The sequence below is a fragment of the Bacillus sp. MUM 13 genome (assembly GCF_001866725.1).
Classification (GTDB): domain Bacteria; phylum Bacillota; class Bacilli; order Bacillales; family DSM-1321; genus Peribacillus.
Genome location: NZ_MLYQ01000035.1, coordinates 24178 through 34631, shown reverse-complemented (window position 1 = coordinate 34631; position 10454 = coordinate 24178). Strand labels below are relative to the sequence as shown.

The window sequence follows — 10454 nt, the reverse complement described above, 5'->3', positions numbered from 1 at the left end:
TCCCGGGCTCGTTCTGTTTAGGATATTTTTTTTCCTGCTCGATCTTTTCCCTTTTGTTTTCTTTTGAAAAATGCAGGTTTTTTTAAAAGCGGCTTCTTAATTTTTATTTTCTTTGGTTTTTTAGATTTTTTGTTATCAGGTGCTTCTCCAGTTCCATCCAAGTCGAATTGAGATACAACGGATTGAAGGTCAGAAGCAATGAAGCTCAGCTCAGAAGCGGCTTCATTGACTTGATGGATCGCCAATAGCTGGCTTTCGCTTGAAGCGCTGACCTCCTGTGAGGCTCCGGCGGATTGTTCGGAAATAAGATATATTTCTGCCATCTTCTCAGCAAGTGTATGGTTGGAAGATTGAACTAAATTGATGGATTGCTGCACATTGGAAATTTTTGAACTTATTCTGGTTACATGTTCTACGATTTTTTCGAATGCTTGTTTTGTATAAGCGACAGAATTACTTTGGACTGTTTTATATTCATTGAATTTTTGAGCCTCTGACATCAGCTTGTCCATTTGTTTATTCATCGTCTGAATAAGATCCTGAATGGACTGCGCTTCTTTCTTTGAACGTTCAGCAAGCTTTCTTACTTCCTTGGCCACTACCCCAAAACCTCGGCCTGCATCACCTGCGCGGGCTGATTCGATGGCTGCGTTCAGGGCAAGCAGGTCTGTATTTTCTGCAATTTCCTGGATAGTCCCGATGATGCCTGATATGCTGCGTGATTTTTCTGAAGCGCTCTGGATTTGAACGGTTAAATGATTGGCGAGCCCTAAAAATTGTTCGGATGTTTCCTGAAGGCTTTCAACTGTGCTGAGTCCTTCCTGGCCTTCTTTTTCCGTTTCTTCAGCTTCTGCAGCAATTTCGCGGCTGACCTGCTCGGTTTGCTGAATGGAGCTGGAAACACTTTTCATGATTGCATTGCTTTCTTCAAGCTCGGCAGATTGATGTGTTGCACCTGCAGCCACTTGTTTAATCGACACGTTTACTTGATTGGACTGTGCAGAGGTTTCTTCCGATATGGCGGCAAGGTGCTGTGAGGAGGCGTTCAGCTTATCGGCAGAGCTTCTGACACCTGTCAGGGAATTCCTTACCATTTCAGCCATCCTATTAAATGTTGCTGCAAGTGCGACCATTTCATCTTTTCTTTTCATGATGACCCGGTGATTAAGATTTCCGCTGCCGATTTTTTCAGCACCTGTCTTAAGTGCAGCAATAGATGATTGAATCGTTCTTAGTAGTACAATTCCCACTGTAATGAGAGTGACAATAACCAGGATACTGATAACAAGCGAAGCAAAGGCGAAATTTTTTGTTTTGTCCTGCATCTTCTGGTCAAGTATTGCCTGTTCCTTGCCTACAATGGCTTCTAATTCAGCAGCTGCATTCTCGATTTCCTGTCCTGTTGAATCAAAGGCAACAGATAATTCTTTGGATTTTAAATACCCGGCAACGAGAGAGCTCATGGCATTTGTATAGTTCTGCAGAGTTTGTGCAAGAGATTTTTTTACTGCCGCAGAAAGGCTTGAGCTGTTCAGGCTGTTTTGGAAGTCTGAAATTCTGGTGTTATATTCACTGAAGGCCTCTTGATCGTTTGTTTTACGATATTGTTTTTCATACATGCGTATAAAAAGGAATTGTTCTTCCAAATTTTTATTTTTTGTTTTTGACAGTGCCTTTTCCATTCCATCTCCAAACTGGGTGATCTGTCCGGAAATGCCTTCACTGTCGTTGTACCCTATCATTTCATATGTAGAGATCAGTTTTGCATAGCTTTTTGAGTAGGCTTTGGCGCTATCCTCAATAACTTTGAATTGCTTAGAGATATTAGGATTTGATTTGTAGTCCTCCTTAAGTGAAGCTGCTTCATATTGCACTTTGCTAATGCTTTGTGTAACTAATTTACTGCTTGCGATTTGGGGATTCTTTAAATATTGCCTTTCGAATTTTCGGGTGGTCGCCATTTCATATTTTACGTCCTTGCTTTGCCCAACTGCTTTGTTGAAGATTTTTTCCTGGCTGCGTACATCGTTTTGTGTGTTGGAGGCAATCATATTGAATGCGGATAATAATACTGCGCCAGCAACTGACATACAGATTATTAGTCTAATCTTGGCTCTGATCGTTTTCATTGGGTCCTCCCTGTTTTGTTTTTTTGATAAGCCTGATGCACTAGTAATGGATCGGCGGGACTATATACCCTTTTTATCGGACAGAATTCCAGAAAACTAATAGAATTTATGAAATATTAACTATATTTTAATTTTTAACTTTTTTTAGTCCCTATAACTTGCCTCCTGGCATGGAGATAAGTGGCTTTCTTCAGCCCTGCGGTTCAATAAAGCGAAAATAAGGCATAGGCAGCTTCTGTTCATATGCGTATGATTGGTTGAATTCATCATAATTTGATATGATTATTTTATATTAAATGCTGCACACTACTTAATAGCTGGAGGAACGACAAATGAAAAATCTCGAAACGATTGAACAGTATGATGTTTTAAAAAATGATGGAAAGCATATTTTCCTTTTTTCTGCAGAATGGTGCGGAGATTGCCGTTTTATTGATCCGGTTCTTCCGGAAATTGAAGCTAAATATTCCGAGTATACCTTTATACATGTTGACCGTGATAAATTTATTGATGTTTGCGCAGCCAATGATGTGTTTGGCATCCCGAGTTTCATAGCTTATGATAACGGCAAGGAACTGGGCCGCTTTGTAAGCAAAGACCGAAAAACACAGGAGCAAATCGAAGACTTCATTGAATCGCTGTAAAACTGAGCTTTCAGCAGCAGAAATTGCTGTAAGCTGACATACTGGCAGGCAGGGAGTGACCCTCTGGATGGGAATGCTTGCCTGTCCGGGAACATAGGCGGCTGGCACATTTTCGGGCCAGCCTGTTTTTATGATTTATGAAGTTTTCTTTGGCAAGGGGGTTAGAGTATGAAAATGAACAGCAAATTAATGACGGAACTGCTGCAGGAACGCCTTGATAGTCCGGAACGCACTTTTGCTTTCAACAGTGAAAAGGATACTCTTCGGATTGAAAATACTTTAACAGAAAAAGGTATCACTATCGATCTTCCAAGGGTGATTGCGAATTGGGAGAATGAGGGTGAGAAGGCTGCGGATGAAGTGGTTTATTATGTAAATGAAGCCTTGAACGTTATGGGAGAAATGCATTCTTTGAAGGGAAAAGAAAAAAGCATTTTTCCGGTCATACGCTCCACTTCGTTTCCGGATGAAGCTTCTGAGGGAAATCCTTTTTTATTTGATGAGCATACAGCTGAAACAAGGGTGTACTATGCCCTAGACCTTGGGAACACATACAGGCTGATTGATGAACAAATGATCAGCCGGGAAAAGTGGGAAAAAGAACAAATTCGCCAGATTGCAAGGTTTAATGTCCGTTCACTTCCGATTCGCCTGAAATCAGATTCTGTGGCAGGAAATACTTTTCATTTCTTGAACACCAATGATGGGTATGATGCAAGCAGGGTATTAAATGAATCGTGGCTGAAGGAAATGAAGGGCAAAATGAAGGGGACAATGACAGTTGCCATTCCCCATCAGGATGTAATCATCATCGGTGATATAGAAAATGATACAGGGTATGATGTTCTTGCCCAAATGGCAATGAGCTTCTTTGCAAGCGGACATGTTCCAATTACTGCCCTTTCCTTTTTATATGAAGATGAGGGGCTCGAACCGGTATTCATATTAGGGAGAAACAAAAAGCGCGAGGAATAATGGTGAGTAACCCTCTTTTTCTTCTTCTGGGGGAATATTTCTCCTCATGGTGTTAATAAATGGCTCTTTTCTTAAAGATTGTTGTTTTTTTAATTGTTCTGTGAAGCGAACCTGTTATTAAACCGGAGTGATTGGAGTGCAAGGTGCGAGACTCCTGCGGGATTAGCGGGAAGGTGAGACCCCGCAGGCGGAGCCGAGGAGGCTCACCGCTTGCGTGGAAAACGAGCATCCTGGAGCGGAAATCAACCTCTTGTTCCATAGCAACAAAGTTTACGAAAACAGCCCAATAACTTGAGGAACACTCTATTTAATGGAAGTTTTTAGCTGCTGACACGCATCAGAGATCTGATGCATGTCAGCAGCCTTTTTATTTTGCCATGTAAAAGCCAAGATTAATGGACCTTTATTTTCGGGACATTCCGTAAAAGGTGCATCATAGGATTCATTTTTAAATAGTAAATAGTCTTTATAGGATTATTATTATTAAAATTATAACTTTTAGCAGGGGCATTTATATGTAAAACTAATGAAAATGCAGCCTATTTCATTTAAAAAAATTATATCGAAATAAAAAAAGAGGTTTATAAACGATAGAAGAGGGGTTTAATAGGGGAGGGCTCAAAGAGCTTAGTTATAAAAGTCCCCTCCTTTGTACAGGGGGGATTCCATATATTTTCCTATTATTTTATTTTTACTCGATATTTTTAAAAATACTGTTAGAATTAATAATTGAACGACAAGCTAGTGGAAAGAGTGATAGATTTGAAATGGCTAAATAAAATTAAAAATTGGTTTCAGGATGAAGAAGAAATTATAGAGATAGAAGAAATAATCATAGACGAGCCTATTGATGAAGAAAAGCTTAAGACAATGGATTTTTCAGCTTATCAGGAGGAACAGAACCTCGAAAAAGAAAAGCAAAAGCAAAAGGAAAAGAAACTTTTCGATCAAGCTTCAAGAAATCAGAGGGAGCCAAATACAAAAATCCTGTTTCAATATCCCAAAGGGGAGTTTAAATTCCCTGTCATTCCAGACCGGAGAGATCCTGTCAAAAAGCAGGTGCAAAGAAAAAGCGAACCGGCCAGAAGACGCAGGCCTGAACGGGGGATAGAGGATAATAAACAGGAAGCAAAACTTAATAAAGATCAAAGAAAGACTCCATTTAACATGGAAAGAAGCCAAAAGGAAGAAAGCAAAAATCCTGGCTTTGCAAAAGCAGCAGCAGAAAAGAAATTATCAAACAAAATTATTCCATCTAATGTTCCCTTCAGGCCAACCGAAATTCCTTCTCCTATTTACGGGTACAAACAGCGGCCTGAAAAACCGCCTGTCAAAAAAGAGGAAGCCATTGAGTATGAGCTGAAAAGCAAGTTTGCTTCCAATACAGACATAGAAGTACCCGCTTATCTTCGCAGCCTGGAAGATAAGAAGAATGATGCATCAGAAGCAATAGAGGAGAATCCTGAAAAATCGGCCCAGGAGGAATTAATAATTCAGCCTGTTAATGAAACTTCTGTCCAGGAAAACACGGCAGCTGAAGTTTCCCAAATTCAGCCGACTTCCTTTTCTATGAATCATACAGAACAAAATCGAGCCCCAGAAGTGCCGGAGAACGATCAAGAAATGGTGATGCCTTCAGAGGAATTGCCATCCGCAGCTAAAGATACAATTGGCTATGAATCGGATGCAGTGCAGGAAAGCATATCGGCTGCAATCATTCCTGAAGAAACGGAAAATTTACCGAAAAAAACAGAAGAACCGGCAGCATTGCAGTCCATAGAAGAGGTTGATCAAGCAAGGCGTTTGGAAGCGGACGAAATTCAGGCTCCAAAAAAACATCTTCCTTTTAATGTAGTTATGCTGAAGCAGGATAAAAAAAAGCTGGATTTCTTTAACAGCTTTACTGAAAAAAAAAGCCCTAGTCCAATCGCAGCAAAACAAGCTGCAGAACGGGAGTCAGAACAGAAAATTGCAGCAAATGCGCAAGCGCTGGAAAGCATAGAGGAAGCTGCAGCAGCTGTCGCAGAAAGGGAAGAACTGACGGATGTTTTTGAAGGTGTTCCTTCTGTTCTCCCATCAGCAGCGGAAGCCATTAATCAGGATGAGAAGCCTGAAAACATTGTCTTTGAATCTGAAGATATCCATACTGAGCTAATATCTGAGGATCATGAATTAGAACCTGCAGGCGTATTGCAGGAGAAAAGTATAATTGGAGATTCAGATCAGGAACGTGAGAATCCATTGGAAGAAAATCCGTATTATGTTTTCCCTGATATTAATTTGCTTACTCCTGCAATAGAAGCAGAAAGTGATGAGTATTGGCTCGATGAGCAGGCATTGCTGCTGAATGAAACCCTTAAGAATTTCAATGTCCGGGCAGCTGTTGTAAATGTTACCCAGGGTCCTGCTGTCACCCGTTTTGAAGTTCAGCCTGAGCCAGGTGTTAAAGTCAACAAAGTCACTAATCTGATGGATGATATCAAGCTCAGCCTTGCTGCACAGGATATCCGGATGGAAGCGCCAATACCTGGAAAACATACCATTGGAATTGAAATTCCGAATAGAAAGAGCAAGCCGGTATTTTTAAGGGAAGTGCTTGAAAGCCAAGCCTTTCAGCAAGATGATTCTCCATTAAGTGTGGCGCTTGGCCTTGATATATCGGGGCAGCCAATCATTACGGATTTAAGAAAAATGCCTCACGGACTTATTGCCGGAGCAACTGGTTCAGGAAAGAGCGTATGCATAAATACGATGCTTGTCAGCTTATTATACAAAGCTACACCGCAGGAGCTTAAACTGCTTTTAATTGATCCAAAGATGGTTGAACTGGCTCCGTATAATTCCATTCCTCATCTTGTCAGCCCGGTAATCACGGATGTAAAAGCTGCCACTGCCGCATTAAAATGGGCAGTTGAGGAAATGGAGCGGCGGTATGAATTGTTTGTGCATGCAGGGGTGCGGGATATAGGCCGTTTTAACGATAATGCTGAAAAAGCGGGGCAATATTCCATCAAACTGCCATATATAGTAGTCATCATTGATGAGCTTGCCGATTTGATGATGATGTCGCCGGCAGATGTTGAAGAAGCAATTTCAAGGATTGCACAAAAGGCCAGGGCATGCGGCATTCATCTGATTGTTGCAACACAGCGGCCTTCCGTTGATGTCATTACAGGGCTAATCAAAGCAAATATTCCGACACGGATCGCTTTCTCTGTTTCTTCACAGGTTGATTCACGGACCATTCTTGACAGCGGCGGAGCTGAAAAACTGCTGGGAAGGGGAGACATGCTCTTTGCTGAGAACGGATCTTCCAAGTCTGTAAGACTGCAGGGAACATTTGTCAGTGATGAAGAAATTGACCAAGTGGTTAATCATGTTAAACGGGAACAAAAGCCGAATTATTTATTTGAGCAAGATGAGCTGCTGAATAAAGCGCAGATATCCGAGGAAACGGATGAATTATTTTTTGAAGCCTGCGAATTTGTAGTCCATCAGAATAATGCTTCAACATCGAGTCTGCAGAGGAGATTCCGGGTAGGATATAACCGTGCGGCAAGATTGATGGAAATGATGGAAAAACAAGGTGTTATTTCCGAATCGAGAGGCAGCAGGCCAAGGGATGTCCTGATTTCAGAGGACGAGCTGGAATTTCTTCTGGAAACTAATTCCTGAAAAAAAGGTTTGGAAATGAAGGAGCGAAACTCCTTGTACAAGTGCAGATGACGGGAGGCCCCGCAGACCAAAAAGGACGAGAGGCCTCCCAAAACCCTGCGGATGCTGGTGCCTGCAGCGGAAATGAATGGGCTGGATTAATGAGCCATAAGCAAAAAGCCGTCTCTGAACCACTTTAGTTTTAGTGTATATAATAATAAGCAGGAAATTTGTGCAGGGTGCAGATTTTTTTTGATTGTAGCTGGATTATCCTAACATGGCTGATTTAAGCAAAAGGTGGTATAATTAATCTTTGTTGATTGCAGCCAAACTCATTAGCCATTTAAACAAGTAAAGATTTTCAAAAAAAGCGGTGTTTCTGAAGGCTTGCACAGCGTTCAGAGAAAAACGCAAATAAAAAGATGACGTCATATACTGTCATACAGATAGACGATTGGTGGAGGTTCTATATATGACTGTTTACCATTTTGTTGGTATTAAAGGTTCAGGAATGAGCGCGCTGGCACAGGTGCTTCATGATATGAACTTACAGGTTCAAGGTTCCGACTATGAAAAAAAGTTTTTTACACAAGTTGCTTTAGAAAAAGCAGGAATAAAAATTCTTCCTTTTAATGAGGAAAATATACAGCCGGATATGACGATTGTAGCGGGCAACGCTTTTCCTGACACACATCCGGAAATTGTCCGGGCGATGGAGCTTGGACTGCCAGTAATCCGATATCATCGTTTCCTTGGAGATTTTCTGAAGAATTTTGTCAGTGTTGCGATCACAGGGGCTCATGGCAAAACATCGACTACTGGACTGCTGGCCCACGTCATGGGCGGCGCAAAGCCGACCTCATATCTAATTGGGGATGGAACAGGAAAAGGCATAAAAGACGCTGAGTATTTTGTTTTTGAAGCGTGTGAGTACCGCCGTCATTTTCTTTCATACTATCCGGATTATGCAATTATGACCAATATTGATTTCGATCATCCTGATTACTTTGCAAATGTTGAAGATGTATGCCAGGCATTCCAGGAAATGGCCCTACAGGTTAATAAGGGAATCATTGCATGCGGAGATGATGAGCATCTGCAAAGCATACAGGCGAAAGTTCCAGTCATTTTTTACGGATTTGCAGAAGAAAATGATTTCCAGGCACGCAATGTCTCAGTTTCTGAAAAAGGAACAACATTTGAAGTGCATGTCAGAAATACACTTTATGACACATTCACAATTCCTGCATTCGGGAAACATAATGTTTTAAATGCCCTGGCAGTCATCGCCCTTTGCCAGTATGAAAATCTGGATACGGAAACTGTCAAAGCAGAATTATTGACCTTTGGAGGAGTGAAGCGCCGTTTTTCTGAAAAAGAGGCAGGCGGCCAGATCATTATTGATGACTATGCACATCACCCAACTGAAATAGAGGCTACGGTTGATTCAGCACGGCAAAAATATCCGGACCGTGAAATCATCGCCGTATTCCAGCCGCATACTTACTCAAGAACACAAGCATTTCTTGCTGAATTCGCCGAAAGCTTGAACTTGGCAGACAAAGTGTATCTTTGTGAAATATTTGGCTCTGCAAGAGAACACCAGGGGAAATTGTCTATTGAAGACCTTCAGGAAAAAATTCCTGGTGCTGAATTGCTTTCCGAAGAAAATACAGACCTCTTGAAGAAACATGAACACAGCGTCATTTTATTCATGGGCGCTGGAGACATCCAAAAATTCCAAAGCGCATACGAAAAACTGCTTGAAGTATAAAAAGCGCAACCGCCTTGTTCAGCTCGCAAGGCAAATAGGGTTTCGGCCATAGAAGGCGCACTATGCCTTCTGTACTCAAAATAGCAATAAAAAAAGGAGATCCCGAGGGATTTCCTTTTTTTATTGCTAAAATTATTTTAAGTTTTCCGGGTTTAGTTTCTCAAGCTCCGGGATGACAAATCTGCCGTCTTTGCGGATCAGAACATCGTCAAAGTAGATTTCCCCGCCGCCGTATTCAGGCCTTTGGATATTCACAAGATCCCAATGTATGTTTGACTGATTGCCATTATAAGCATCATCATAGCATTGGCCCGGAGTGAAGTGGAAGCTTCCGTCAATTTTTTCATCGAACAAGATATCCTGCATCGGAGTTTGGATAAATGGATTAACACCGATGGCAAACTCACCCACATAGCGGGCACCCTCGTCTGTATTGAAAATTTCGTTAATCCTTTGTGTGTCATTTGCCCTGGCATCAACAATTTTTCCATCTTTAAACGTAAGCTTTACATTTTCAAAAGTAAAGCCCTGATAAGGAGAAGGAGTATTGTAGGTGATTACGCCGTTGACCGAATCCTTGACAGGAGCCGTATACACTTCTCCGTCCGGAATATTTAATTCTCCTGCGCATTTTATGGCTTTAATATCTTTTATGGAAAATGCAAGGTCTGTTCCAGGCCCGACAATACGAACTTTGTCGGTCTTGTCCATTAAGCCGGCAAGAGCATCCATTGCTTCGCTCATCTTTCCATAATCAAGGTTGCATACTTCAAAATAAAAGTCTTCAAAAGCGTCTGTGCTCATTTTGGCCAATTGAGCCATAGAATTGGTTGGGTAGCGCAGTACCACCCATTTTGTTTTTGGAACACGGATTTCTCTATGTACTTTTTTGCCGATGGTGTTTCCGTGAATGGCCATTTTTTCTGCAGGAACATCAGCATGCTCACTAATGTTATCTCCGGCGCGAAGACCGATGTAAGCATCCATCTTGCTCATTACATCCGCTTCGAACTGGGCCATTAAATTGAACTGCTCTTCCTGTGCGCCCATTAATAACGACCGGTCTACTTTATGGTCCTTCAGCAGCACAAATGGATATCCGCCCGCAGCATAGGCTTCCTTTACAAGGGCATTGACAAGCTCGCGCTGCAGGCCAAAGTTCTCAATAAGAACCTTTTCACCTTTTTGCAGCTTAACAGAATAGTTGATAAGGTTTTTCGCTAGTTTTTCAATTCTGGGATCTTTCATTATACAGCCTCCAATATTAACGATTCCTTT

General features: G+C 41.6%; 6 protein-coding genes. 4 read left to right on the top strand and 2 right to left on the bottom strand.

Annotated features, from left to right (window positions below; translation table 11 throughout):
• Positions 1-17: 17 nt before the first annotated feature.
• Positions 18-2129 (bottom strand): methyl-accepting chemotaxis protein, encoded by a 2112-nt coding sequence (locus BIV59_RS10715; RefSeq protein WP_071351473.1) that lies wholly within the window; start codon positions 2127-2129, stop codon positions 18-20.
• 332 nt (positions 2130-2461) lie between these two features.
• Between BIV59_RS10715 and BIV59_RS10710 the strand changes: the two genes are divergently transcribed.
• The 4 genes from BIV59_RS10710 (at position 2462) to murC (ending at position 9176) form a co-directional block, all read left to right on the top strand.
• Positions 2462-2773: a thioredoxin family protein gene (locus BIV59_RS10710; protein WP_071351472.1), complete on the top strand. Its 312-nt coding sequence runs from the start codon at positions 2462-2464 to the stop codon at positions 2771-2773.
• A 174-nt stretch (positions 2774-2947) separates the two neighbouring features.
• A complete protein-coding gene (locus tag BIV59_RS10705) occupies positions 2948-3748 on the top strand; it encodes a DUF1444 domain-containing protein (protein WP_071351476.1) in 801 nt (266 codons plus the stop codon).
• Positions 3749-4510: 762 nt separating this feature from the next.
• Positions 4511-7423, top strand: a complete 2913-nt coding sequence (locus BIV59_RS10700; RefSeq protein ID WP_481747427.1) for a DNA translocase FtsK — start codon at positions 4511-4513, stop codon at positions 7421-7423.
• Positions 7424-7874: 451 nt separating this feature from the next.
• Positions 7875-9176, top strand: coding sequence for a UDP-N-acetylmuramate--L-alanine ligase (murC, locus tag BIV59_RS10695; protein WP_071351471.1), 1302 nt, complete (start codon positions 7875-7877; stop codon positions 9174-9176).
• Between the two features lie 132 nt (positions 9177-9308).
• Here the strand turns inward: murC and BIV59_RS10690 are convergent, their stop codons facing one another.
• Positions 9309-10424: an aminopeptidase gene (locus BIV59_RS10690; RefSeq protein WP_071351470.1), complete on the bottom strand. Its 1116-nt coding sequence runs from the start codon at positions 10422-10424 to the stop codon at positions 9309-9311.
• Positions 10425-10454: the final 30 nt, after the last annotated feature.